Origin of the sequence: Prevotella sp. DNF00663, assembly GCF_001553265.1 — a bacterium.
GTDB lineage: Bacteria > Bacteroidota > Bacteroidia > Bacteroidales > Bacteroidaceae > Prevotella.
Genome location: NZ_KQ960593.1, coordinates 103,505 through 128,916, shown reverse-complemented (window position 1 = coordinate 128,916; position 25,412 = coordinate 103,505). Strand labels below are relative to the sequence as shown.

20 protein-coding genes are annotated in these 25,412 nt (G+C 44.4%); 12 read left to right on the top strand and 8 right to left on the bottom strand.

The window, feature by feature from the left end:
- Nucleotides 1-35 precede the first annotated feature (35 nt).
- The 6 genes from HMPREF3034_RS01810 (at nt 36) to HMPREF3034_RS01785 (ending at nt 8,045) form a co-directional block, all read left to right on the top strand.
- Nucleotides 36-2,165: a Tex family protein gene (locus HMPREF3034_RS01810; RefSeq protein ID WP_062432676.1), complete on the top strand. Its 2,130-nt coding sequence runs from the start codon at nt 36-38 to the stop codon at nt 2,163-2,165.
- Nucleotides 2,166-2,329: 164 nt separating this feature from the next.
- On the top strand, nt 2,330-3,835 hold the full coding sequence (locus HMPREF3034_RS01805) for a Gfo/Idh/MocA family protein (RefSeq protein ID WP_231725583.1): 1,506 nt from the start codon (nt 2,330-2,332) through the stop codon (nt 3,833-3,835).
- 99 nt (nt 3,836-3,934) lie between these two features.
- Nucleotides 3,935-4,714, top strand: coding sequence for a creatininase family protein (locus HMPREF3034_RS01800; RefSeq protein WP_062432674.1), 780 nt, complete (start codon nt 3,935-3,937; stop codon nt 4,712-4,714).
- Nucleotides 4,705-5,808 carry a cyclically-permuted mutarotase family protein gene (locus HMPREF3034_RS01795; protein ID WP_082721660.1) on the top strand — a complete coding sequence of 368 codons (1,104 nt, stop codon included), beginning with the start codon at nt 4,705-4,707 and terminating at the stop codon, nt 5,806-5,808. Before HMPREF3034_RS01800 ends, HMPREF3034_RS01795 begins: the two co-directional genes overlap by 10 nt.
- A gap of 47 nt (nt 5,809-5,855) precedes the next feature.
- Nucleotides 5,856-7,088: an MFS transporter gene (locus tag HMPREF3034_RS01790; RefSeq protein ID WP_062432669.1), complete on the top strand. Its 1,233-nt coding sequence runs from the start codon at nt 5,856-5,858 to the stop codon at nt 7,086-7,088.
- Nucleotides 7,089-7,127: 39 nt separating this feature from the next.
- Nucleotides 7,128-8,045: a dihydrodipicolinate synthase family protein gene (locus HMPREF3034_RS01785; RefSeq protein WP_062432667.1), complete on the top strand. Its 918-nt coding sequence runs from the start codon at nt 7,128-7,130 to the stop codon at nt 8,043-8,045.
- Nucleotides 8,046-8,180: 135 nt separating this feature from the next.
- On the opposite strand, the gene HMPREF3034_RS01780 is transcribed toward HMPREF3034_RS01785, so the two are convergent.
- The 8 genes from HMPREF3034_RS01780 to HMPREF3034_RS01745 all read right to left on the bottom strand — a co-directional run bounded on the left by HMPREF3034_RS01780 (nt 8,181) and on the right by HMPREF3034_RS01745 (nt 17,132).
- Nucleotides 8,181-8,819, bottom strand: coding sequence for a response regulator transcription factor (locus HMPREF3034_RS01780; RefSeq protein WP_036895823.1), 639 nt, complete (start codon nt 8,817-8,819; stop codon nt 8,181-8,183).
- 24 nt (nt 8,820-8,843) lie between these two features.
- Nucleotides 8,844-11,462, bottom strand: a complete 2,619-nt coding sequence (locus HMPREF3034_RS01775; RefSeq protein WP_036895826.1) for a DUF5686 family protein — start codon at nt 11,460-11,462, stop codon at nt 8,844-8,846.
- Nucleotides 11,459-12,163 (bottom strand): HAD family hydrolase, encoded by a 705-nt coding sequence (locus HMPREF3034_RS01770; RefSeq protein WP_082721659.1) that lies wholly within the window; start codon nt 12,161-12,163, stop codon nt 11,459-11,461. The genes HMPREF3034_RS01775 and HMPREF3034_RS01770 overlap by 4 nt, the downstream gene beginning before the upstream one ends.
- 27 nt (nt 12,164-12,190) lie before the next feature.
- Entirely contained in the window at nt 12,191-13,114 is a 924-nt protein-coding gene (locus HMPREF3034_RS01765) for a CDP-alcohol phosphatidyltransferase family protein (protein WP_062432665.1), read from the bottom strand.
- Between the two features lie 5 nt (nt 13,115-13,119).
- Nucleotides 13,120-13,929: an ATP-grasp domain-containing protein gene (locus HMPREF3034_RS01760; RefSeq protein ID WP_231725582.1), complete on the bottom strand. Its 810-nt coding sequence runs from the start codon at nt 13,927-13,929 to the stop codon at nt 13,120-13,122.
- A 1-nt stretch (nt 13,930) separates the two neighbouring features.
- A complete protein-coding gene (locus tag HMPREF3034_RS01755) occupies nt 13,931-14,656 on the bottom strand; it encodes a sugar phosphate nucleotidyltransferase (protein ID WP_036895830.1) in 726 nt (241 codons plus the stop codon).
- Nucleotides 14,657-14,810: 154 nt separating this feature from the next.
- Nucleotides 14,811-15,572 carry a GIN domain-containing protein gene (locus HMPREF3034_RS01750; protein WP_062432663.1) on the bottom strand — a complete coding sequence of 254 codons (762 nt, stop codon included), beginning with the start codon at nt 15,570-15,572 and terminating at the stop codon, nt 14,811-14,813.
- A gap of 291 nt (nt 15,573-15,863) precedes the next feature.
- Nucleotides 15,864-17,132 carry a Gfo/Idh/MocA family protein gene (locus HMPREF3034_RS01745; protein ID WP_062432661.1) on the bottom strand — a complete coding sequence of 423 codons (1,269 nt, stop codon included), beginning with the start codon at nt 17,130-17,132 and terminating at the stop codon, nt 15,864-15,866.
- Between the two features lie 214 nt (nt 17,133-17,346).
- Here HMPREF3034_RS01745 and epsC point away from each other — a divergent pair, with 214 nt between their 5' ends.
- Genes epsC through HMPREF3034_RS01715 form a run of 6 tightly spaced genes read left to right on the top strand, consistent with a single transcriptional unit; the run spans nt 17,347 to nt 25,409 of the window.
- Nucleotides 17,347-18,243, top strand: coding sequence for a serine O-acetyltransferase EpsC (epsC, locus tag HMPREF3034_RS01740; RefSeq protein WP_062432659.1), 897 nt, complete (start codon nt 17,347-17,349; stop codon nt 18,241-18,243).
- Between the two features lie 17 nt (nt 18,244-18,260).
- Nucleotides 18,261-19,724 (top strand): THUMP domain-containing class I SAM-dependent RNA methyltransferase, encoded by a 1,464-nt coding sequence (locus HMPREF3034_RS01735; protein WP_062432657.1) that lies wholly within the window; start codon nt 18,261-18,263, stop codon nt 19,722-19,724.
- The gene (locus HMPREF3034_RS01730; RefSeq protein WP_062432725.1) at nt 19,714-21,894 is read left to right on the top strand and encodes a S9 family peptidase; all 2,181 of its coding nucleotides are present in this window, start codon (nt 19,714-19,716) and stop codon (nt 21,892-21,894) included. Before HMPREF3034_RS01735 ends, HMPREF3034_RS01730 begins: the two co-directional genes overlap by 11 nt.
- A 51-nt stretch (nt 21,895-21,945) precedes the next feature.
- Entirely contained in the window at nt 21,946-23,214 is a 1,269-nt protein-coding gene (gene purD / locus HMPREF3034_RS01725) for a phosphoribosylamine--glycine ligase (protein WP_036895839.1), read from the top strand.
- 48 nt (nt 23,215-23,262) lie between these two features.
- Nucleotides 23,263-24,201, top strand: coding sequence for a hypothetical protein (locus tag HMPREF3034_RS01720; protein ID WP_036895842.1), 939 nt, complete (start codon nt 23,263-23,265; stop codon nt 24,199-24,201).
- Nucleotides 24,177-25,409, top strand: coding sequence for a metal ABC transporter solute-binding protein, Zn/Mn family (locus HMPREF3034_RS01715; RefSeq protein ID WP_036895844.1), 1,233 nt, complete (start codon nt 24,177-24,179; stop codon nt 25,407-25,409). The genes HMPREF3034_RS01720 and HMPREF3034_RS01715 overlap by 25 nt, the downstream gene beginning before the upstream one ends.
- Nucleotides 25,410-25,412: the final 3 nt, after the last annotated feature.

The window sequence follows — 25,412 nt, the reverse complement described above, 5'->3', positions numbered from 1 at the left end:
AGTATCTTTGCAGATACTATAAAAAACAATTAGACATGAATCTATTTACAAATATCATAGCCCAAGCACTTTCTTTATCTGCAAGAAGTGTCGAGCATACACTTCAACTATTGGATGAGGGCTGTACCATCCCGTTCATCTCGCGGTATCGTAAAGAACAGACCGGCTCATTAGACGAAGTGCAAATAGCTGCCATCAGCGAACTAAATGACAAATACAAAGAACTCGTTAAACGCAAAGAGACCATCAGTAAGACCATCACAGAGCAGGGGAAGATGACCGACGACCTACTGTCGCGCATCAACAATTGTTGGGATGGCACGGAATTGGAGGATATTTACCTACCCTATAAACCCAAGCGTAGGACGAAAGCCCAAATAGCTCGCGAACAAGGATTGGAGCCTTTGGCCACTATTATCCTGTTACAAAGAGAGCAACATCCCCACCATGCCGCAACTAGATTCGTCAAAGGAGACATCAAAAACAGTATAGAAGCTATCAAAGGGGCACAAGATATCATCGCCGAAACAGTGAATGAGGACGAGCGTTCGCGCCAACAACTACGCTCACTTTACCGCCGTGGAGCGGTCATTACATCGAAAGTGGTCAAAACAAAGAAAGATATAGAGGAAGCACAAAAGTTCAGTGACTATTTCGATTGGCAAGAACCGCTAAAGCGTTGTTCCAGTCATAGATTGTTAGCAATGCGTAGAGGCGAGAACGAAGGGATTCTGCGAGTTAACATTTCGGCCGATGACGAAGAATGTTTGAGCGGTTTAAAACGACTATATATCAAAGGTTTTGGGGCATGTCAAAAGCTCGTTGAGAAGGCTGTAGAGGATGCTTATAAGCGCCTACTCAAACCTGCTATGGAGAATGAGTTTACGGCTTTAAGCAAAGAGGTGGCCGACCAAGAGGCTATCAAGGTGTTTGTGGGCAACTTGAGGCAACTTTTATTAGCTGCGCCTTTAGGGCAAAAGAAAGTCATGGGAGTTGATCCGGGCTTTCGGACTGGCTGTAAAGTAGTTTGTCTAGATGCTCAAGGAAATCTTCTCTATCACACGGTTGTAGACATATTACCACCCAAAGGTAATCAACTTTCGGCTTCGAAACAGTTCGCAGAAGTCGCCAAGAAATTCTCATGTGAGGCCATTGCTGTTGGTAATGGGACGGCCAGCCGAGAGACAAGCGATATTATCAAGCACACAGAGTTTTATCGCTCAGACTTGCCTGTGTATGTTGTGAGCGAAGATGGGGCCTCTATTTACTCAGCATCAAAGGTTGCTCGTGAAGAATTCCCAAATGAAGACGTCACTGTTCGAGGCGCAGTTTCCATCGCCCGACGCCTCATGGACCCACTGGCAGAACTTGTTAAGATTGATCCAAAGAACATTGGCGTGGGGCAATATCAGCACGATGTCGACCAAACACAACTTAAAAAGAGCCTTGATCAAACTATTGAAAGTTGCGTAAATACGGTTGGTATCAACCTCAACACGGCTAGCCAGCAATTGCTTACATACGTAAGTGGGCTCGGTCCGACACTTGCTAGCAACATCGTTGAATACAGAATGAAGAACGGTCCTTTCGCTACTCGTGCTGAATTAAAAAAGGTTCCACGTCTCGGACCGGCAGCATTCCAACAATGTGCTGGCTTCCTACGCATCCCAAACAGTAAGAATCCACTTGATAACAGTGCTGTACACCCTGAAAGTTACGGCATTGTTGAAGCCATGGCCAAGGACAATCGTTGCACCGTAGCAGAACTTATCAAGCATAAAGACATACAACAAACCATCGATTTGAATCGCTATATCACCGCCGAAAGAGGCCTACCGACACTCAACGACATTATGAAAGAGTTGGAAAAGCCCGGCCGGGACCCTCGAAATGAGATTGAAACATTTGAATTCGACGAGCGAGTGAAAGACATCAAAGATTTGGAAACAGGCATGGAACTACCGGGTATCGTTACCAATATCACTAATTTCGGTGCCTTTGTAGATATTGGCGTGCACCAAGACGGGCTTGTACACATCTCTCAATTGTCCCATCATTTCGTCAAAGATCCCAATGAAGCGGTGCATTTACACCAGCATGTACGGGTGAAAGTATTAGAGGTAGATTTCCAACGAAAAAGAATCAGCCTCACAATGAAATTTTAATCAATTAAGATATTAAAATAATAACAAAATAAATTCGCCTATATTATCAAAAGTTACTATATTTGCAATTCAAATAATTTACCGTTAAAAACTAGAAACCAAACAAAATGAAACTCACAATGAGAAGAAGTAAAAGGTTTATGTTGGCCACTATTTGCACGTTAATGGCAACTATGTGGTCCGTTCAAGCATTTGCACAGTTCGACTGGCACTACACCATTAAGAACGGTACTGCCGTGACTGATGTGCCTACACGCCCTGAAGGCCAAAAAGATGTAATCAATTTGGTAACACCTAAATTGAAAGTTGTACGTGTAGCATTCGTAGGTTTAGGTATGCGTGGACCCGGTGCTGTAGAGCGGTGGACTCACATTCCCGGCATCCAGATTATGGCTTTGTGCGATCATGAGAAAGAACGTGCAGAGAAATGCCAAAACATTTTGAGAAAAGCTTCAATGCCTGCTGCCGATGTTTACTATGGAGAAGAGGGCTACAAGGAACTATGTCAGCGCAAAGACATTGACCTCGTGTACATTGCAACCGACTGGTTACACCATTTCATCGTTGCAAAATACGCTATGGAACATGGCAAACATGTTGCTATTGAAGTACCTTCTGCTATGAACATGAACGAGATTTGGACTTTGATTAACTTGTCAGAGAAAAATCGTCTCCACTGTATGATGCTGGAAAACTGCTGCTATGACTTCTTTGAGTTGAATACTTTGAACATGGCACAGCACGGTGTATTCGGCGACGTACTCTATACTCAAGGTGCTTATCGCCATGATTTGAGTCCGTACTGGTCATATTACTGGAAAAAAGATGCTAACGACAAGCTTGGCTGGAGGCTTGATTACAATCAAAAGTTCCGCGGTGATGTATATGCAACTCACGGTCTAGGCCCCATCGCTCAAGTTCTTAACATCCACCGTGGCGACCGCATGCGTACCTTGATTGCCATGGATACCAAGTCGGTTAATGGTAAGAAGAAGGTTGAAGAAGCTACCGGTAAGGCATGTACTGAATTCAAGAATGGCGACCACACTACTACTCTGATTCGTACTGATAACGGCAAAGTGTTGGAAATCCATCACAATGTCATGAATCCACAGCCTTACAACCGTATGTATCAGCTCACCGGTACTGAAGGATTTGCTAATAAATACCCAGTAGAAGGCTATGCTGTATCTTCTAAGAAGATGCAAAGTTCGGGTGTAGCTCCCTCTTCCGACAACCTCTCTGGACACGAATACCTCTCGGCAAAAGATGCTCAAGCACTCGTAGAGAAGTATACTAGCCCCATAGTCAAGAAGTATGGCGAAGAAGCAAAGGAAGTTGGTGGACACGGCGGTATGGACTTTATCATGGATAGTCGCTTAGTTTACTGTCTACAAAACGGTCTTCCACTAGATATGGACGTTTATGATCTCGGTGAATGGTGCTGCCTCGCCGAACTAGGCGCTATCTCTATGGACAACGGCAACATTCCTGTAGAAGTTCCAGACTTCACTCGTGGACACTCCAACGACGTCAAAGGATACGCCCATGCATTCGCTAGTCCGGAGCAAGAAGCTCTGACTGCCGCAGAAGCTAAGGCTTTCACAGCGAAGCTCAAAGCTCAAGGTAAGAAGTATTGGGAAAAAATAGACAAGAAATCTAAGAAGTAATTACTTCGTAACATAGGAGGACTCCAATCCTCCTATGTTCAATTTCAAGCTATCATATCTTATCACGAACGTTATTAACTCATTGACCTACACCTTCTTATGAATAGAGAAACAGACTTAACAGTATCCACTTACGGCATTGCCAAAGACTTAGATTACGAAGTGATCGTGTTGCCTTGGGGAGCAACAGAGCCTCACAACTGGCACTTACCTTACATGACAGACTGTATTCTCTCACATGCCGTTGCCGCAGACGCAGCCCAATTAGCTTTTCAGAAATATAATGTAAGGTGTATGGTAATGCCTCCTATCACGCTAGGTTCACAAAATCTGGGACAACGCGAACTTCCTTTCTGCATTCACGGACGCTATGAAACGCAGAAAGCTATCCTCACCGACATCGTAAGTTCGCTCCATCATCAAGGTTTCCGTAAACTTTTTATTATCAACGGGCATGGCGGAAACAACTTCAAGAACATGATTAGAGACCTATCAATAGACTATCCTAACTTTTTAATAACGGTTAGCAACTGGTTCAATCATATCAATCCTAAAGACTTTTTTACCACACCGGGCGACCATGCCGATGAGGTTGAGACCTCTGTCATGATGCATTATCATCCCGAACTTGTCCGTCTTGATGAGACTGGGAACGGCAAAAGCCGTGGCTATGCCATCAAAGCGATGAAGACTGGCAACGTTTGGATGCCCCGACAGTGGGATATGGTATCGCATGATACAGGCATTGGCGCCCCTCACCTATCTACGGCTGAAAAGGGAAAGAAGTTTGCTAATGCTGTATGTGAGAGCTATGCCGAGTTTTTACGCGACTTTGCTAAAATCGAAAAAACAGAAGATTTCTACGAAGCATGGCCTTAAGATTTATTTTGTTATTACTAACTGCCTGCCTCACATCGATGTGTGGAGCAAGCCAACAATATACGCTACAGATGAATATCCAACAATTAAAAGGTTTTCCTACTGCAGAAGCTGGTATAGAAAAGGGAGTATCGGCATGCTTTGCCGGACTCATTCAAGACCATCTTGTTATGGTCGGAGGATGTAATTTCCCCGAACGACCAGCAGCAGAGAAAGGAGAAAAAAGATACTATCAAGGTATCTACGCTACAGCTGTCAATGGTTCTGATACCAACGTTTGGGAAAAAGTGGGAGAGCTCCCTACCCCAATAGCTTACGGCGTAAGCATTGTGAAGGGCGAAACGCTCTATTGTATCGGTGGCAACAACGCAGAATCAAGCCTGAATACCACTTATGCCATCACGTTAAAAGGCGGTAAAGCCGAGATAACCAATCTTCCTACACTTCCTGCCAAGCTAGACAATCATGCCGGATGTGCCATTGGCGACAGTTTAATTGTGCTAGGTGGCAACTGGAACGGACATGCTTCTAATCGCGTATTGATGCTGGAACTGTCGGCACTTGATAAAGGTTGGCAGCAATTACCCGACTTTCCCGGAATTCCACGCGTACAACCAGTTTGCGCCTTCGCCGAAAATAGCATTTGCCTTTGGGGCGGTTCGTCGCCAAGGACGGAAGCTCAAGACACCCAATTAGGCTTAGAAGGTTGGCAATACGATTTCAATACTGCCACATGGACTGCTCTCCCTGCTGCTACCGACAACACAGGAGAGACCGTTTTCCTAGGTGGTGGATGTGCCACAACCCTGTCCGATGGAAGCATTATCGCCATGGGTGGTGTCAACAAAGACATATTCCTCAATGCCGTAAACCATCCCCAACCGGGCTATATGACCCATCCTGTAGAATGGTATCGCTTCAATCGACTCGTCATGCAGTTTAAAGATGGACAATGGAAAACTATCGGAGAGAGCGAAGCAACAGCTCGTGCTGGTGCAGCATTATTCACCGACGGTACTCATCTCTATGAGATTGGCGGCGAACTCAAGCCGGGCATCCGCTCAACAGGCATTTACAAGATAACGATTAAATAATATCGATGAGGCCAATAAGCCCCATTGACTAATAAAACCAAAACCTAATGACAAATAAGAAATATTATCCATGGGTAGTCGTAGCCCTACTATGGATTGTAGCTCTACTCAACTACATGGACAGACAGATGCTTTCCACCATGCAGGAAGCTATGTCGCTAGATATACACGAGCTCAATAGTGCCGAGGCATTCGGTGCTTTGATGGCAGCATTTTTATGGGTCTATGGCCTTGCCAGCCCCTTCTCAGGCGTCATTGCCGACCGCGTAAGTCGTAAATGGCTCATCGTAGGTAGCTTGTTCGTATGGTCTTTAGTCACATTCCTTATGGGCTATGCCAACGATTTCCACACTCTCTACTGGTTACGTGGCATCATGGGCATCAGCGAAGCACTCTATATACCCTCTGCCCTATCGCTCATTGCCGACTGGCACGATGGAAAAACGCGCTCACTAGCTATTGGAATCCACATGACCGGCCTCTATGTGGGGCAGGCTATTGGTGGTTTCGGTGCTGCCGTAGCCTCACTATTCACATGGCACACAGCCTTCCATAGCTTCGGATTGATAGGCATTGCCTACGCCGTTGTACTATTGTTGCTCCTCCACGAGAAACCCGAACATGCGAAAGCTTCGGCCGAGGAAGGCCAAAAACGTGGTATATCCTCAGTCTTCAGTAGTCTAGGTATCGTCCTCTCTATATGGACTTTTTGGATAATCCTCTTCTTCTTTGCAGCCCCAAGTCTGCCGGGCTGGGCTACTAAAAACTGGCTACCGACACTCTTCGCTACCAATCTTGGTATTTCAATGGAACAAGCCGGCCCCATCTCTACCATCACTATAGCCGCTTCTTCGTTCTTAGGAGTCATCTTAGGTGGTATCTTATCCGACCGATGGGTGCAACGATGCCTGCGTGGTCGCATCTATACTAGTGCCATCGGACTTGGTCTTACCATCCCATCGCTCCTGCTTTTAGGCTACGGACATAGTCTGTTGGCCATCGTCGGAGCCGGCTGTCTCTTCGGTATTGGCTTTGGAATGTTCGACGCCAACAACATGCCGATACTTTGCCAGTTCATTTCCTCACGTTATCGTGCTACTGCTTACGGCCTCATGAACATGACCGGTGTGTTTGCCGGAGCTGCCGTGACACAGGTACTAGGCAAATGGAAAGACGGTGGAATGCTGGGTGAAGGCTTTGCTTGGCTCAGTTTGGTCATGTTGGCTGCCCTATTATTGCAGCTCATCTTCCTTAAACCGAAGGCCGACAACTTAGAATAAAACAGATTCAAACATAAAAACATACATATAATTATGAATATGGAAAAGATTATTGGATTGATTGACGCACCATTTACTCCGTTTTATGAGAATGGCGACGTAAACTTAGAACCCATCGGAGCATATGCTCGTATGCTGCAAAAGAATGGGTTAAAGGGTGTTTTCATCAATGGTTCTTCCGGTGAAGGCTACATGCTGACTACCGAAGAACGCAAACAACTGGCCGAAAAATGGATTGCCGAAGCTCCCGAAGGATTCAAGGTGATTGTCCATGTAGGAAGCTGCTGTCTGCGCGACAGCCGAGAATTGGCTGCCCATGCACAGCAGATTGGAGCTTTCGGTATCGGCTCTATGGCGCCTCCATTCCCTAAAATCGGACGCATTGAAGAACTAGTAGAATACTGTGAAGAGATAGCTGCCGCTGCACCGGAGTTGCCTTTCTACTATTATCACATCCCTGCTTTCAACGGAGCATTCCTCCCCATGCTCGACTTATTGAAGGCTGTAGACGGTCGTATACCTAACTTCGCCGGCATCAAATATACCTTTGAGAGCCTGTATGAGTACAACCAATGCCGCTTGTATAAGAACGGTAAGTTTGATATGTTGCACGGACAGGACGAAACCATCCTGCCTTCACTTGCTCAAGGTGGTGCTCAAGGTGGTATCGGGGGTACAACCAACTACAATGGACGCGAATTGACAGCCATCATCGACGCTTGGAAGAAGGGCGATATTGAGACAGCTCGCGAACATCAGAACTTCGCTCAGGAGGTCATCAACGTCATTTGCCATTATCGCGGAAACATCGTTGGAGGCAAACGTATCATGAAATTAATGGGCTTCGACCTTGGTCCTAATCGTAAACCATTCCGCAATATGACAGCAGAAGAGGAAGATGCCATGCGCAAAGAACTAGAAGCCATCAACTTCTTCGAGCGTTGTAATCAGTTCTAAAGATTAATATGAGGATTCCAAGGAATCCATTACTAATAATTGCAAAGGCCTTGCAGCGATGCTGTAAGGCCTTTACTGTAATGCAGACTAATTGAGACAGCAATGCTGCCAAAGCTTGGCAGCAACATCAAAGTATTATATGTAATACTCGGCAGAGTCTATCAAGCCTGCCCGAAGTGCATATTTAGTGGCTTCATGCACATTATTCACGCTTAGTTTACGGAAGATATTCTTGCGATGGGTATTGATGGTGTGGAAACTGGAAAACCTTTTTTCAGCAATCTCCTTGGTCGTCATACCGAGCGCTATATCCTTTAATATTTCGGTTTCTGTCTTCGTAAGCTTCACTCTTTCTTCCATCTGAGGAACCGGAGCCAGCAACATCTCTGCCATACGTTGGCTGATGAAACGTTGTTTCCGAATAGCATAATCTATCGAAGTCTTTATCTCTGACAAGGGAGATTCTTTCATAACGATACTGAATTCAGGGCCGCTTGCAATCAAATAGCGTACAAAATCCAAACTCAAATCTTCACTGAAAAGTATCCAATGGACTCGTTTGAAACGCTGGCTTAGAATCACCAATTCCTCACCATCATTAATATCGAACAGCGTATAATCGAGAATAACAATGCTGTCGGGATATTCGTGCAAACCCAACAATAGTTCTCCCTTATCCTCTATATACTTATAGTCTGCATCCGGTAGTCGCTCTATCAGATACATGAGGCCTGCGCGGGTGATATCTTGCCTGTCTGCGAGGAATATTTTCATATTGATTGTATTTTAAGAAAGCCTCTAGAATGTCATACGCAACATGAAACGAACACCGTTTTTCTTTGCTGTAGGCAAATTGTTGTAGTTCATGCGATGTACGAACTCCACATGCAGAATCTTGAAGATATTGTGAATACCGGCCACCAACTCCACATATGGCCGTTTGGAATCCATCACATACGTACCTTCGGGGAATGCCATCAAAACATGATCACCGGCATTCTTTTCAAGCAATGGATTATTCTTGTCGGTCAATTTGCCCCACAATGTCTTCACACCAAGGTACTCTCTCCACTTCAACTTTTTCAGCAAAGGGATACGATTGAATATCTTACCATTCAAATCCCAACTTACATCGAGGCTCGCATAACGGTCGTTCAAGAACTCCATGTTGTTAATCATGTTGAAAGTTCCCTCTTGTACTATGTAACTAAGGTTGGCCGCAGGCATGATAAGCAGTGGATAAGGCACCTTGTTCCATTGTGCTCCAGCCCTCAATTTCACATCTACCTTACCCCAAGAATTCATCCAGAAGCGCTTATAGACACCAGCTTCGGTGAAGTTATAGTTATACTGACCACCCAATACTCCTTTAATACCCATCGTATGGCCAAGGGTAAATACCGGTGCATCGAGATTAATAGGCAGTCGACGTTGCTTGGTATTAATATAGGTACGTCCCGGTGCCAAATTAAACTGTATGCTCAATTCTGTCGTGCGAATCTTTCCGTTGTGTAAATATCGTCCAACCTCACTATCATCCAGCACTGACAAGGTAGGTAACATAGAAGGATTAGTGGCCGAAATCGCACTAAGAGGCTCGAAAAACAGACGTCCCACAGCTTCATTGGCTTCCGTTTTGAGACCTATAGTGGTCTTCAATCCCCACTCTTCTTCGTATTCAAACTTCAATTGTTGGCGATTGTAGAACATCATTTTATCTACCTTTGCCCACTTGAATGCTGTAAATACATTATCCTTATCGGTTTGCATGAAACGGTCGGAAGGCGACATCACATCATAAGCTGAGGTAAACGTAAGGGTACGCTTGGGGAATTCGCGCGGCAAATAGTCCTTCTTATTGAACGAATAAGTAAGATTTCCCTCGTAATAAATCTTCTTACTGCGCCATCCACGAGCCAAATATCCCGATGCAAACCAATGCTTATTCAGGTTAGCAGTGGTCTGTGCGCTCACGCGAGTACGCAATCCATCAATGAAATTCTTGGTCAACATAGTGTTGATGGGGCCAATATCTACCTTGCTCGGATGGTTTAAATCGCCAGTTTCAACAAAATTTTCAATGAAAGCTTTGGCTCCGAAGATGATGTATTTGAATCCTTTGATTTGCTCAACTCGGTGGATAAACGCATCCATAGAACTTTCGCTCTTTGTCAATTCCACCCCTCTGTACCTGTTCCAGAAAGCTTCGTCGCGCATCATAGAGTTGGCCTCACGCCGCTCCTTGCCCTTACCTTTAAACAATTGTTTTGGCAATTCATCGAATGCATAGTCGCTTAAACGGGTTGTCCGCACCACGAGGAACTTGGAAAGAAAGCTAGCTAGCTTCATCTCCACAAACATATCGTCGACGCTCAACACCCATTCGCCATTCTCCAATTTCTTGAATTCCTGCGTTACATGTAGATTCTCGACGAAGTTTACATCGCTTCTTTTCGGGATAGTAAGTTCACATCGTTTCACATGCAGGGTAGAATCGGCCAATACATACAGCTCTCCACGGAATCCAAAATCTTGTTGATTGTTGGGTAGAAACTGTAGATGATAACATAAATCATGGTCTACATAGACCGTATCTTCTATATAATAACGGTAAAACGACACGGCATTCTTACCTATAGGACTTGTGAACGGATACTGTAAAAGCCTGATTTGGTCATCGTACAAGTCGACATCGGTGAACACATCCTTCATGGCTGTATTCAGAATATCACCGGTCTGGATAAGTTGATTGATACCATTGGAGTTCTGACCGGTGATAATATCCTTCTCAGACTTCGGGTCTTTACGATAAATATGCTGCGAAACGGTCTCGTCTACCGATACAGGAAGAATCAGTTTGTTAGTATATGGGCTCGTCTCTATTTGGTCTATGAGCCATTGTTTCTTCGCAAAGAAACCGCTATCTATGTCTAATGGCTTAATATCATTGACTGCTAGAGTTATCTTCTGATACTTATTATACTGATAATAAGGATGATTATCCAAGTCTGTCTTCTTCTTGGCAGCAACCACACGCCTCATCAATTCCACTGCAGGATTATTCTTTCGAGAGTACTTACCACGACTACTTTTAACCACAACTTCGGTTAATGTCTTCGTATCCTCGCGCAGTTTTACATTCAATACCGACGGGGTATTTGCCTTAATCATAAAGGTTCGTGGCTGATAACCTACTGCACTGATGGTCAATACCCATCCTTCGTGCCGCTCAATACTGTACAATCCCGAAGCATTACCACTTACTGCGATATGGTGTCCTTTGTAAGATGCACTGGGATAAAACAGTGTATCGCCTGTCGCTGCATCGGTAACGGTACCCGTTATCTGCGCTTTTATTCCTGAAGAGAATAGCAACAGTCCTATTAACAATATGTATATCCTGAATATTCTTTTCATAACTGCTCTAAATCAGTAATCACTTTGTCGGGCAACGACTCGTCATATTGCTTGTCGGTCCACCCCTCTCCCTTAAACCATACGGTCTTACAACCGATCTTCTGTGCGGGTTCTATATCTTTATAGAAGCTATCGCCTACCACAACTACGTCTTCGGTGTTCAGCCCCAATCGTTCTACTCCAATCTTAAAGATACGTGAATCGGGTTTTCTGATGCCCACAACAGCACTCTCTACCACACTCTTAAAGAATTTCTCAAATTCAAATTCGTGCAATACAACTTCTACATTACCATAGAAATTGCTCACCAATACCATGGGATAAACCTTTGACAGGCGGGTCAATACCTCACGGCTGTGCGCCGTATTACGCTTTACAAGTTCGTAAACATCGTTTAATACGGCATCGTGTGCTCGGTTAAAGGCTTCAAGATCAGCATCCCAAGCCCCATGTTCGCACAACCATTCCATCTCTAAGCGAATCTTTACATCAAGCGTTCGGTAGAAAGTAAAGTCCGGTTTGATAATAGGACTATTGCCTAATGTACGCTCTCCATGCACATAAGCATCTCTAAACTGCTGCTCGGTCACCGGGACTTGCTGCCGTTGATAGGCATACCACAAGACTTTTCCCCAATGACAACCAGCAGTATCAAGCGTTCCCCCATAATCAAATATATATCCTTTTATCCCGTCCATCATCTTTTTACGCTTTAAAATATTAAATAACTATTGAGCAAGTTTAGCGGTCAGCCGACCACACAGGCTCTCGTGACGACTGTGCATATAGATATAAAGACAGGTCATCACCGACAATTCAAACAACGGATAGGCCCAAGGACAATTCAACAAACACGTAATGTAAATGACAATAGCACGTGTATTGAAAGTCAAAATATTGGTATAAGCCATCAATGGGCGGCTTCCTGTTAAGAATTCTTGCCTCACCACCTCGTTAGGCTGCTCTTGCCAACGCTTGAAGAAAGCCTGAAATTTAGGCGTACGACGCTCTTGACTCTTGCAATAATTGGCATAATTGTAGTAGAATATGCGTCCCAAGAGATTACCATCTCGCTTCATCTGCTCGTAAACAGCACGCTGACTGGCATAATTATCTAGCTCGCTACCACTCTTACCTTTCAAGAAGAACAGATGTATCTGACGATAATAGTCGCTTAAAGAGCTTTGTGGAGAATGACAAACAAGCCCGGCAACAATATTAAGAAGCCAAATCCATACGCCCCACTTGACATCTGTATAAGGCATATACTCATTCATGAGGCGCAAACTAATCGCTATATAAATACAAGCAAACCATACATCGCCCGAAAAACCATCCAAAACACGACCTACCAAAGTCTTCTTACCGGTGAGACGAGCCATCTGTCCGTCGGTAGAATCACAGAAATTGGCAAACATCAACAGCAATACGCCCATGATATTATGCGTCAAATCTGTGAAATAGAACATATATCCGGCACCTATCCCTAAGAAAATAGAGAGGATAGTAATTGCATTTGGATGGATATTCAACTTATTCCAAAGGAGCGCAAACACCAGTCCTATGGGACGGGTAAAGTGTACATCCAACCACTCCTCGGTATCTTGGGATTTAAACGATGCCTGTAACAGCTCTTTAAAACTACTTTCCATTTCTTTTATCTATCATTATCGACGGCCAAACGTGCTATCTCTGCAGCTGCTTCCTCGCGACAACGAGAGAAGCTAGGCCAGTCATTAAAATCTATAATATAATAATGTCCGGTAGCATCAACAATGGCATCACCACCATAGACAGCCAAACCGGTAATATCAGCAACCTTTGCCACGGTCTCTTTCAAATCGTCTAGAGCAAACGGATAATGCTGGGCTTGCCCGTTAATCGCCTCTGCTCCAAACTTACTGATACCATCATCACTGGGATAATAATACTTGAAAAAACCTCCTCTAACGCCATAAAATTTAATCAAATCGCCCAGAACATGTGCACTCACCACCCAGTTTGTAATGCCACGGCGCTCAAATTCAGTCTTAGCAGCAGCCAATTCATCGGCATCTCGACAATAGACGACATCGCTTTTTTGTTGTGCTGCGGCATCGCCACGCTTCAACCAATAACCGTTTCGTCCCGTTTTTTCCGGCATAGGAACACCCATTGCCGCCATCATTTGCTCCAGTTTGGTACGCGAACAGTTCTCCACACTAACCGGAGAATTAATAACCAAAGTTCCCCGTTGCTCCAATAAGCGAAGCACTTGTAGCGTCTTGGGTAGGCGAGCCATAGAGAATATGATGTCGGCTTCAACACTCTCATCGAGCAATGATTCATCTATTACGACCATATCCATAGCCAAATGGTGTCCGACAGCCTCTAAAATCAGCCGATCTTTCTCCACAGAATTAGGTGAAAAGCGATCGTCTCGACGAACACCTACAACTTTTAACTCTCTCGTGTTCAACTCTTTCAAGTTATTGATTAGACAAAAACGTCTCTGCTTTTACTATATCCGACGCATGATCAACATCCATTACCTTCGAAAAGGCAAATGCTTTCAACCGGCGACCATCTCTAACCAGTCCGCGTTGGAAGTTGCGCATACGACTTTCTCCTCGCTCCATGCAGTCGGCAAGTGTATTGATTGCGCTCCCCGTCAAGCCATATATACCACCCGATATATACCGACATCCCTCTACAGAGTCATCATAGAATCCTGTCACATTCATCTCTTGATCGGTTCCTACATACAGCGGTTTCTCGTCATCAATGTAGTCTGTTACTCCCATCAGCCCATCTTCTCCCACTTCGATAGTCTTTTTAAAAGCTTGAATATAGTCAGAAAACTCATCCTCACGGAAGATTGTATCTACTGTAGTCAGCACGAACGGCCCATGAGTTAGATGCTTACTCAACTCAAAGAAGCTATGCATCGAACTTGGGGTAGACTTTACCAAGAAGTTCAAAGGTATAGGGCGCCCATTCAAACCATCCCTCTCAAGATTAACCAAATGTAAACTTACATCGGACATTTTGCTATTACAGATGACAAAAATCCTCTCTGCATCATTCGCCATAAAGATTCTTATCAGTCTATCAATCAAATGTTCATCCTGAATTCTAACTAGAGGCTTCGGCGCTTCCACCCCCTCTTGGGCCAAACGAGAACCTTCGCCGGCTGCAATAATTGCATAATCCATTAAAACTGTCAATATATTAAACAGTGACAAAGTTAAGCATATTCACTAAAAAGCAAAAACTTTTTAGCACATTTTTGTTTTTCACGATACACATTATGCACACCTAATCTAATAAGTGTGCATAACATACATTCTATTTCACTTGTGTTCTAGTCTATTTCCCTACACGCAAATCAGACACATCAATATCTCCTGTACCACGAAGTGATTGCTTCAACTGCTTGACTTGTCCCTTTAGGGTGATGTCACCCACACCCGCAAGTTCGCAATCTACCGTTCCACAACGATCTAAATTGGCATCTATATCGCCCGTACCATGTACACTAAAATAGGCACGAGCAGCATTTCGTAGGTTCATATCAATATCACCTACCCCCCGTACCTGCACATCGCTGCTCACTGTTTCTACATGTCCGAAGCGCATATCGCCTGCTCCATGAAGCTGAGCTGCAAAATAATCGCATACAATATCAGGCACATTCATATCTCCAGCACCCCGCAATATCAACGATAATGTATCAGTATCCAGTTTGCCATCAACTTCAAAAGAGCCGGCTCCCTTTAATTCGACAGCCGTCAAATCGGGAGATGAGATATAGATAGTAAGTTTTCCATCTTGATTATTGCCAAAAGGGAAAAAGTTAACGCTGTTCTTTTGACTCAAGACAATACGATTTCCGTCGTACGAAACCAATACGTTATTAACCCTATCTTTATCCCCTTCCAATCGTACTCCCAAAGTATCAGCCTGCTGATAAACAACTTTTCCCAACAGACGGGTTTCTATTTGTTCAAAAGGACGAACCTGAATGCGTCGTCCTATCTGCTCTTTCGAGCTGCTATTGCTATACGAACGACAACCTACTGTACCTAAAATAAAGACAGCAACCAATGCCAATGTCAATAATTTCTTCATCTCTATCCGTGTATTTATTTGATTCTAGATGTTTGACGTAGACTTACTTAGAAAAGTTGCAAGCCGATATAAGAAAATAGGATAAACTCATATGCAATCTTCATGGCAATCACCCATTTTACTGCCGAGTACAAACAGCAATGTTGCAAGGGGCTTTCAGCATTTCTGCAGGGGCTTGGCAGCAATATTGCCAAGCCCCTGCAGAAATCCAACTTATCTATCCTAAAGAAATAACAGTTATTGGATTGTAATGCTATTCGACTTACACCACTTCTTCAAATAAAAACAAGACTACACTTGTGCAGCCCCTCTTGTGAAATCTGGAACGCTTACTGGCATCGCCCCATGGGATATGGAGAGAGCCGACAATTCACTCACACAACACCATTCGGCCATATCATACACATCCATATCGAGCGGCAAGCCACGATGTAGACAATAAGCCAACCGATAATCCATATAAAACGACATACCACCACGTGGGTCTAGCTTGTGAGCCAAGGCTTGTTGCTCGCCGAAATAAGTAGGATAATGCACTTGAAGCAGTGGTTCCATCACATCGTTACTCAACACCTGATTAGCAAACTCCAATGGTAATTGCAACTGTTGGAGGCTACCCTCTGCCAACACTACTTGTGGATGAGGATATTTTGAAGCATATCCTTGTGTGCCGACAACTTTATATCCACGACTATAAGGGCGTGGATTCATCACATTATGACTGAGCGTAATAGTTTTTCCACACAATGTTCGAATAAGCATAGTGGTTTCGTCGCCATTCGAGAACTCCTCACATGGTTTATCCATCAGGCGCTGATACACTGCTCCACCGGTATAAGCATCGCTCTGCATAGCCACCAAATAATCGAAGCGATCAGTGCGATGAATATCAAGCAACTGGCAGAGTGGTCCCAATCCATGCGTGGGGTACACATCACCACAATGTGTTCGGTTGTATTCTATGCGCCAAGTCGTCCATTGGTCGGTCATAAAATGAGTGTAACCACCCTCCACATGCACAACATTACCGAATATTCCACGATGATATAACTGCCGAATAGCAGTTTCAAAATAATCGTATACAGAATTCTCCAACATCATACAATGCCGTCGAGTCTGCTCCGCCTTGTCTATCAACTGCCATATATCGGTCAGCGACAAAGCTGCCGGCACCTCTATGGCCACATGCTTGCCATGCTCCATAGCACATAGTGCTATCTTGGTATGGCTCTGCCAATCGGTACATATATATACAATATCGAGACTAGACAATGCACATAGCCGGGCATAACCATCTTGCCCAGAAAATAAAATCACGTTTTCCTTCCCAATGACAACAGCACATTGATTGACAAAATCGATATTAGCATCGCATAATGCTACGATTTCCACTCCATCAATATGCGACCATCGTTTGACAGCCGACTGTCCACGATACCCTAATCCTACAAAACCAATGCGTATTCTATCTAAAGGTTCCGTAGCCAACTGCAATACATCCTGTTGTCCTCTCTTTCGATTTGGTATGATAGTTGAAAGGGGTTGGGAATTCATCTTCATCTTTTCAAATGTTGATTATATGCTGCAAAGATATAGAAAAATAAGAATCTGACAGACAGTTCTGACAAATATGTGATGGTGGGACAAAGGATTACATTGTCTAAAAGTTGCTAAAAATCATAATTCACACATACAAAAAATAGCACATTCATACACTTATGCAGACAAAAAATGATTATCTTTGTTCCCAAATTATTGATACATCAACATCGGAATGAGTCATGAACATCTTACTCGTGTGTTGGCACAGACAGTAGAAGAGCTATCTGAACCACGCTCATTGAAAGGTTTGTTCCATCAACATCGCGACGGCGACCCTATTCCCTCAGGCAAGGTGCTTGAGGAAATCATCGATTTGTCACGTGCAATTCTATTTCCCGGCTATTACGGAAAATCTTCCGTAAATACCAATACCATCAAATTTCATATCGGTGTAAACGTCGAACGCCTTTATAAACTATTGTCCGACCAAATTCTGGCGGGCTTATGTTTCTCCGATTGTGATAAACAAGAGGATGAACATGTGATGGATTCACTTCGCCAATCGGCCGAAGACTTGGCCATGAAGCTCATAGCTAAGTTACCAGAAATCAGACAAACACTGAGCACAGACGTCATAGCTGCTTTCAACGGAGACCCTGCCGCTGACAGTTATGCAGAGATTATATCATGTTATCCGGTGATAAAAGCGCTGACAAACTATCGTGTGGCTCACGAACTATATAAATTAAACGTGCCTTTGATTCCTCGTATGATGACAGAGATGGCACACTCCGAGACCGGTATCGACATCCATCCGGAGGCCACTATAGGCCAATATTTCACCATAGACCACGGTACGGGTGTGGTTATCGGTGCTACCTGTATTATCGGAAATAACGTAAAACTCTATCAAGGTGTGACGTTAGGAGCCAAGAGTTTCCCACTCGACGAGAACGGAAACCCCATCAAAGGCATCCCACGCCACCCCATCTTGGAAGACAACGTAATAGTTTATGCCAACGCTACCGTATTAGGTCGCATCACAATCGGCGACAGTTGCATCATCGGAGCAAATGTATGGGTGACCGAGGACATGGAACCGCAGACGAAGAAATATAAGAAAAATTAAACATAGCAAATTAAACAATGGAATTTGAACTCATTGCCAAGACCTTTATGGGATTGGAAACAGTCTTGGCACAAGAGCTAACCCAACTGGGAGCAAACAATGTACAGATTGGTAGACGCATGGTTTCGTTTACCGGCGACAAGCGAATGATGTATCGTGCGAACTTCCAATTGCACACAGCTATTCGTATATTGAAACCTATCGCACACTTCAAAGCGAAGTCGGCTGACGATATGTACGAGGAAGTAAAGAAGATAGACTGGAGCAAATATATAGAAGAAGGTAAGACTTTCTCGGTTGATTCGGTGGTTTATTCAGAAGAGTTTAGAAACTCACGTTTCGTGACTTACAAGGTGAAAGATGCCATTGTAGACCAGTTTCGTGAGAAAACCGGCAAGCGACCCAATATCAGTGTAAGCAATCCGGACATCAGATTGAATATTCATGTAGCCGAAGATAAAGCCACACTGTCGCTCGATTCCAGTGGAGAAAGTCTTCATCGCCGCGGTTATCGACAAGAGTCGGTAGAGGCACCGCTTAACGAAGTACTTGCAGCGGGTATGATATTGATGACTGGATGGAAAGGCGATACCGACTTTATAGACCCAATGTGCGGTTCAGGTACCATCGTTGTGGAAGCCGCTTTAATTGCTAGAAACATCAGTCCGGGTGTATTCCGCAAAGAATATGCGTTCGAGAAATGGCCCGACTTCGACCAAGAAATGTTCGATGAGATATACAATGACGACTCACAAGAGCGCGAGTTCACACACCATATTTATGGTTACGACATTGATATGAAGGCCGTAAACACAGCAAGACTGAATGTTAGAGCTGCCGGACTTACCAAAGACGTAACGATAGAACAGCAAGATTTCAAGAATTTCACAAAGCCAGAGACCCCTGCTATCATGGTGATGAATCCTCCATACGGCGAGCGTATCTCCACACCTAATCTATTAGGCACTTATAAAATGATTGGTGAACGACTCAAGCATCAGTTTACAGGCAACGAAGCATGGGTATTAAGCTATCGTGAAGAGTGTTTCGACCAAATTGGCCTCAAGCCTTCTATCAAGATACCTGTATACAATGGAAGTCTGGAATGCGAGTTCCGCAAGTATGCTATGTTCGATGGTAGAATGAAAGAATTCCGTTCTGAGGGCGGTATCGTGAAGACTGAGAAAGAAAAAGCAGAAATGGCAGAGAAGCATCGCTTTAAGAAAAACCGCGAATTCAAGAAACGATTGGACGAAGAAGAAGAGAATGAAGCAGCCGATATTCGCTCCTTTAAATTCCATTCATTGGAACGTCGGGAACCTCGCCGGGCTGATGATGACGACTCACGTCCACGTAAACGCTTCACCAACGACCGCAAAGGCTCGTTCGGAAAGAAAGATTTTAAAGGTGGATTCGGTAAAGGTGACCGTCGCACAGGATTTGATAAAAGACGTAAAAGATTTGATAATGATGAAGATTAAGAGTTTACTTACCATTCTATTCATAGCAACCACGACCATGAGTCAGGCGCAATTAAAGCACTTTACCCTTGAAGATCTCAACTTCGGAGGTAACAATTATTATAATATGGTGCCCCAAAACCGTTACACAACATGGTGGGGAGACCAATTGGTGCGACTTGATGCCGACGCATGCAAGACTATTGATGCGAAGAATGGTAAAGAGAAGATACTCTTTAATCTATCAGATGTGAACAAGCATGTGGCCGATAGCTTGGGCAAAGTACATAGTTTATACTATGCAGAGTTCCCCTATAGCGGTAAGACGATAGTTCTATTGACCAACATGAAAAGCCGTCTTCTCTATGATTTTCGGAAGAAATCGGTTGTTTGGTCACAGTCTTTGACTGGACAAGAGCATGCAGATTGGAATGCCATCAGTAAGGCCGTAGCTTATGTGAAAGACTCTCAGCTCTACGTAAAGCAAGGAAATCGCACCGTACAACTAACCACCGATGGCAGTAATGACATCGTTTATGGACAGAGTGTACACCGCGATGAATTCGGCATATCAAAGGGAACATACTGGAGCAACGATGGTAATAAGTTGGCATTCTATCGTATGGATCAGAGCATGGTGGCTTCGTTTCCCCTCGTTGACATCCCCGAAAACGACTGGAAGCCCCAAGATGGGCAATCGCGCATGGCTACCCCTGCTCCGCTAAAATATCCTATGGCTGGCGAGACATCGCACAAAGTGACCGTCGGAGTATACGATTTGCAGAGCGGCCATACTGTTTATTTGAAAGCAGGTGACCCTACCGACCGCTATTTCACGAACATTTCATGGAGTCCAGATTCCAAGATTATCTACATGTTTGAGCTCAATAGAGACCAAAACGATTGTCGATTGGTGAGCTACAACGCCACTACAGGTGATAAGATTGCCGAACTTTATCGCGAGACAGATAGCAAGTATGTAGAGCCTCAACACCCTATCGTCTTTTTACCATGGGATCATTCTAAGTTCATCATGCAGAGCCAAAAAGACGGTTACAACCACCTATACTTGTTCAGTAGCGATGGTACGCAACTCAAACAAATTACCCAAGGCAATTGGGTGGTCATGGATGTGCTCGGATTCAATACCAAACGCCGCGCGATTATCATCTCTAGCAATGAGTGTAAGTCCATTCAAAAGAACACATGGCTTGTAGATATTGAGACAGGAAAGCGTGCTTTGATGGACAATGGTGCCGGTTGGCACACCGCAAAAATCAGCACTAGCGGACAATACATTCTTGATAACTATTCCGAACCGACTGTTCCACGCAACATCGACATCATGAATACGGAGAATGGAAAGCACATCCGCTACTTCACTGCGGTCAATCCATGGAAAGATTACGATGTTCCGGAATACAGTTGCGGCTCTTTGAAAGCCGCAGATGGTACCACCGACCTTTATTATCGTATGGTGAAACCTACCAATTTCGACCCAACGAAAAAATATCCGACTATCATTTACGTTTACGGAGGGCCTCATGCACACAACGTAGATGCCCGTTGGCACTATGCAAGTCGTGGTTGGGAGACTTTCATGGCGCAGAGTGGATACCTTCTTTTCATTCTTGATAACCGCGGAAGTGAGAATCGTGGCAAGGCTTTCGAGCAGGCTACATTCCGCCAACTTGGCCAAGAAGAGATGAAAGACCAAATGCAAGGCATCGCATACTTGAAGACATTGCCCTATGTGGATGCCGATAAGATAGGCGTACATGGCTGGAGTTTCGGCGGATTTATGACCACCTCGCTCATGACCAACTATCCCGACGTGTTCAAAGTGGGCGTTGCCGGTGGTCCGGTTATCGATTGGAAGTGGTACGAAGTGATGTATGGCGAACGCTATATGGACACTCCACAGAACAATCCGGAGGGATATGGCAAGACGAGCTTAATCAAACAAGCCAAGAATCTCAAAGGAAAATTGCAGATAATCATTGGCGAGAACGACCCCGTAGTGGTGCCACAACATGCCAAAGCATTTATCCATCAGTGCATATTAGATGGTACTCAGCCTGATTTCTTCATGTATCCGGGCGAGCCACACAACATGCGTGGGCATCAAAGTACCCACTTACACAAGCGTATCAGCCAATACTTCTTTGACTATCTGCCCGTAAATAAATAACAAGCATATTGGTGTAAGAATCTACATAACCCTTTAAATCCAACAACAACGATGAATATATTATTACTAGGAAGCGGAGGTCGTGAGCACGCCTTGGCTTGGAAGATTGCACAAAGCAACAAAGTAGACCAATTATATATAGCTCCGGGCAATGCCGGAACGGCCAACTGCGGCACCAATGTGAATCTCAAAGCCGACGATTTCGACGCTATCAAAGACTTCGCTTTGCAGAATAATATCCACATGATAGTCGTTGGACCGGAAGATCCATTGGTAAAAGGAATCTACGACAACCTGAAACAGGATGTAAGAACGGCTCATATCCCAGTTATCGGTCCCTCTAAAGCAGGAGCGGTACTTGAAGGTAGCAAGGATTTTGCAAAGGGTTTCATGATGCGACACAACATACCTACGGCTCAATATCGCACTTTCAACGGTACAAATATTGAAGAAGGAGTGAAGTTTCTTGAGACATTGAAAGCACCATACGTGCTCAAAGCCGATGGATTATGTGCCGGAAAAGGCGTCTTGATACTCCCTACACTCGATGAAGCCAAGCAAGAACTCCGCGACATGTTGGGTGGAATGTTCGGCGATGCCAGTGCTTCCGTGGTTATAGAGGAATTTCTCAGTGGTATCGAATGTTCTGTATTCGTACTGACGGATGGTAAAAATTACAAGATTTTGCCCGAAGCCAAAGACTACAAACGCATTGGTGAGCACGACACGGGGTTGAATACCGGTGGTATGGGAAGCGTTTCGCCGGTTCCATTTGCCACTAAAGAGTGGATGCAAAAAGTCGAAGATCGCATCATCCGCCCCACTGTTGAGGGATTGGCTACCGAAGGTATCGACTACAAAGGATTTATCTTCTTTGGCTTAATTAATGTTGATGGCGAGCCAATGGTTATAGAATACAACTGTCGTATGGGTGATCCAGAGACCGAAAGCGTCATGCTGCGGCTCAAGAGCGATATTGTCGAACTGTTCGAGGGCGTTGCCGAGGACAATCTAGACCAACGTTCGATTGAATTCGATGACCGTTCGGCCGTCTGTGTCATGCTTGTTAGCGGTGGTTATCCACAGCAATATGTCAAAGGTTATCCCATTTCAGGCATCAAAGATGTAGAAGATTCCATCGTCTTCCATGCCGGCACAGCTCTTAAAGAAGGCGAGGTTGTCACCAATGGTGGCCGTGTTATTGCCGTTAGCAGCTATGGAAAGGACAAAGAAGAAGCTCTCCAAAAGAGTTTCCGAGGTGCTCAAAAGATTATATTCAAGGATAAATACTTTAGAACTGACATCGGTCAAGACTTGTAATTCAATAACTATTATTCACTAAAAACATAACAAGGAAGGTATAGCAGATTGGTAAACAAGAGTTTACAGAGAAAAATTGCAACCAGTAGATACGCGCTCCCATTGACCAGCATCTATGCTTTGGGAGTGTGTGCCTATGCATTGATGGAGCATCAATTGTGGATTCAAACGGCTTGTTTGGCATTAGCCTCATTCATGATGGTACAACTTAACAATGCATATGCACTTATCCGTATTTATAGTCGTATGGTTTCCTGCTCCTTCCTCGTGCTATGTACGATGGCAGCTTTCTTGCTTCCATCCTTAGAAGGAAGCCTTTTACAGTTATGCATCATCGCTTTCTTCCTGTTTTTCTTTAGAGGATACCAAGATAATAGAGCCACCGGCTGGGTGTTCTATGCCTTTGCGATGTGGGGCATTGCCAGTATCTTCTTTGTTCAAATACTCTATTTTGTACCCATTCTTTGGGTGATACTCTACACCAACATCCTTGCCGGAAGCGTGAAAACCCTATGTGCCAGTCTGCTCGGACTGTCAGTCCCCTATTGGTTCCTAGCTGGTTATGATGTATGGATGGATAACCCTACGGAATTGATTTTGCATTTCCAGCAACTAGCCCTATTCCAACCTATAGGACAAATCCAGCAACTTCCATTCAACCAACTACTCACTTGCGGTTTCTTAATCATTCTTGCCATGACCGGAACTATCCACTTTTTCCGTCATAGCTACAACGATAAGATTAGAACCCGCATGTTTTATGAAGTCTTTGTCGTGATAGATGCAGCCGCGTTTATTTTCATTTTTCTACAGCCTCAACACTATTCTGAGCTACTACGCATCAGCATTATCACCACAGCACCACTCATTGGGCACTTCTTAGCACTCACTCGTACGCGGATAACCAACATTGCTTTCTGTATGATGTTGGTCATAGCACTCACTCTAACAGCCATCAATCTATGGGTTCCATCACTGAGTTTCTAATCAATTGGGGCAATTGGGGCATGCTGTTGGCTGCCTTTTTGGCCGGTAGTTTCTTACCATTCAGCAGCGAAGCCGTTATGCTAGGACTGTTGGCTGCCGGTTTGAAACCTTGGCCTTTAGTATTTTCTGCTACCATCGGCAACGTGATGGGCGGACTCTTCAACTACAGTGTAGGGCGCTTAGGGCGTCTCGACTGGATAGAGAAATATCTACATGTAAGTCCAGAAAACCTTAATCGTGCCACGAAATTCATGGGTGGACGAGGCGCTTGGATGGGATTCTTCGGTTTCATACCTTTCCTTGGAAGTGCCATCACCATTGCATTAGGGCTCATGAGAGCCAATTTTTTTATTTCAACTATTAGTATGAGTATGGGAAAGTTTCTAAGATACGTCATCCTTATCCTGTCAGTGGCCTCACTGACTTCGTGTACGGGTGGCAAAGTAGACAATCAACGCACCATCATGGTGTCCATAGAGCCCCTTCGTTATTTCACAGAACAGATAGCAGGCGATAAGTTCAAAGTCATCACCATGGTACCCAAAGGTGGCAATCCCGAAACCTACGAGCCCACGCCTAAGCAAATGATGGAGCTCTCGAAGAGCGATTTGTTTTTAAAAATAGGCAATATCGGATTTGAGCGCACATGGATGAAGAAACTCATAGCCAACGCTCCGCACACCATCATGGTAGATACATCAGACGGTATAGCCCCTGTGAAGACCCTTAATGGCTTCGACGACCCCCATACATGGATGAGTGCAACCAATGCCCGCATCATTGCCATCAACATTTTCAACAAGTTAAAAGAGATAGATTCGCGAGACAGCCTCTATTTCAAGCAGAATTTGGAAAATCTACTAGACCATATCAGCATGGTAGACAACGAGGTGAGAGAGCATATCACTCAGGAAAAGGCCAACGCTTTTCTCATCTATCATCCCATTCTCACCTATTTTGCCCGCGACTATGGGCTTACTCAAATACCTGTTGAGGAAGAGGGACACGAGCCAAGTGCTGCACAACTGCAACAAGTCATTCGATTAGCCAAGCAAAAACAGGTAAAAGTCATCTTCGTACAAAAAGAGATAGCCAATCGAAATTTGAACGTTGTTGCAGCTGGAGTAGCTGCAAAGCAATCTATCATCAATCCACTAGGCTACCATTGGGATCAAGAGATGGTTCATATTGCAAAACTTTTGAAGTAAGAC

Bases quoted from the DNA above. Each gene is read 5' to 3' on its own strand.
- HMPREF3034_RS01715 (WP_036895844.1), top strand. From the start codon at position 24,177: ATGGGTTCCATCACTGAGTTTCTAATCAATTGGGGCAATTGGGGCATG.
- HMPREF3034_RS01735 (WP_062432657.1), top strand. From the start codon at position 18,261: ATGGAATTTGAACTCATTGCCAAGACCTTTATGGGATTGGAAACAGTC.
- HMPREF3034_RS01795 (WP_082721660.1), top strand. From the start codon at position 4,705: ATGGCCTTAAGATTTATTTTGTTATTACTAACTGCCTGCCTCACATCG.
- epsC (WP_062432659.1), top strand. From the start codon at position 17,347: ATGAGTCATGAACATCTTACTCGTGTGTTGGCACAGACAGTAGAAGAG.
- HMPREF3034_RS01785 (WP_062432667.1), top strand. From the start codon at position 7,128: ATGGAAAAGATTATTGGATTGATTGACGCACCATTTACTCCGTTTTAT.
- HMPREF3034_RS01770 (WP_082721659.1), bottom strand. From the start codon at position 12,163: ATGATGGACGGGATAAAAGGATATATATTTGATTATGGGGGAACGCTT.
- HMPREF3034_RS01730 (WP_062432725.1), top strand. From the start codon at position 19,714: ATGAAGATTAAGAGTTTACTTACCATTCTATTCATAGCAACCACGACC.
- HMPREF3034_RS01750 (WP_062432663.1), bottom strand. From the start codon at position 15,572: ATGAAGAAATTATTGACATTGGCATTGGTTGCTGTCTTTATTTTAGGT.
- HMPREF3034_RS01780 (WP_036895823.1), bottom strand. From the start codon at position 8,819: ATGAAAATATTCCTCGCAGACAGGCAAGATATCACCCGCGCAGGCCTC.
- HMPREF3034_RS01790 (WP_062432669.1), top strand. From the start codon at position 5,856: ATGACAAATAAGAAATATTATCCATGGGTAGTCGTAGCCCTACTATGG.
- HMPREF3034_RS01775 (WP_036895826.1), bottom strand. From the start codon at position 11,462: ATGAAAAGAATATTCAGGATATACATATTGTTAATAGGACTGTTGCTA.
- HMPREF3034_RS01765 (WP_062432665.1), bottom strand. From the start codon at position 13,114: ATGGAAAGTAGTTTTAAAGAGCTGTTACAGGCATCGTTTAAATCCCAA.
- HMPREF3034_RS01755 (WP_036895830.1), bottom strand. From the start codon at position 14,656: ATGGATTATGCAATTATTGCAGCCGGCGAAGGTTCTCGTTTGGCCCAA.
- HMPREF3034_RS01805 (WP_231725583.1), top strand. From the start codon at position 2,330: ATGGCAACTATGTGGTCCGTTCAAGCATTTGCACAGTTCGACTGGCAC.
- HMPREF3034_RS01810 (WP_062432676.1), top strand. From the start codon at position 36: ATGAATCTATTTACAAATATCATAGCCCAAGCACTTTCTTTATCTGCA.
- purD (WP_036895839.1), top strand. From the start codon at position 21,946: ATGAATATATTATTACTAGGAAGCGGAGGTCGTGAGCACGCCTTGGCT.
- HMPREF3034_RS01800 (WP_062432674.1), top strand. From the start codon at position 3,935: ATGAATAGAGAAACAGACTTAACAGTATCCACTTACGGCATTGCCAAA.
- HMPREF3034_RS01745 (WP_062432661.1), bottom strand. From the start codon at position 17,132: ATGAAGATGAATTCCCAACCCCTTTCAACTATCATACCAAATCGAAAG.